Source organism: uncultured Kocuria sp., assembly GCF_947500125.1.
Lineage (GTDB): Bacteria > Actinomycetota > Actinomycetes > Actinomycetales > Micrococcaceae > Kocuria.
The window spans coordinates 1-731 of record NZ_CANMRA010000088.1 but is presented as its reverse complement, the minus strand read 5'-3'; the positions used below and the strand labels follow the sequence as shown (position 1 = coordinate 731).

The following is a 731-nucleotide window of genomic DNA, read 5'->3' as shown; positions in this document are numbered from 1 at the left end:
GCCGCCGCCGGGGCCCGCACCGCCGCACGGGAGGCCGAGGCCGCGGCCCAGGAGCTGCTGCGCGCCCACGACGCCCAGCGCGCCCGCGCCGAGACCCTGCGCGCCGCCCTGCGCCAGCCCGACGGCTCCGCGGCGGTCCTCGACCGGCACGCCGAGACCGTGCTCGGCGCCGTCGTCGACCTCGTCGACGTCGAGCCCGGCTGGGAGCGGGCGGTGACCGCCGCCATGGGCCCCTACGCCGAGGCCCTCGCGGTGCGCTCCCACGGTGCGGCCGTCTCCGTCTTCGAGTCCCTGCGCGCCGACGGCGTGGGCCGGGTGCACCTGCTGGTGGCCGCGGCCGCCCCGGGCCGGCCCGGCCCGCCCCCGGCGCTCCCCGACCGGCCCGGGATCCGGCCCGCCGCGGCCGTCCTGCGGGACGGCACCGCCGAGAGCACCTCCGGGGAGGCCGGCCCCGGCGACGACGCCCGGCGCGGCGCGGCCGCCGTCCGGGCCCTGCTCGCGGGCACCGTGCTCACCGAGGACGCCGCCACGGCGGCCCGGATCGTGGCCGATGCGCCCGAGCTGACGGCCGTCACCCGGGCCGGTGACGTGTTCACGGGCACGAGCGCCTGGGGCGGCGCCGCGGAGGCGGCCGGAACGCTCGAGACCCGCGCCGCGGCCGAGGCCGCCGAGGCGGAGCGGACCGAGCTCGCCACGGCCCTCGCGCGGGCGCGGGACGCCGCCCGCGCGGC

1 pseudogene is annotated in these 731 nt (G+C 83.3%); it reads left to right on the top strand.

The features are described from left to right. A pseudogene (locus tag Q0817_RS19970) lies at positions 1 to 731 on the top strand (chromosome segregation protein SMC); the annotation flags it as partial.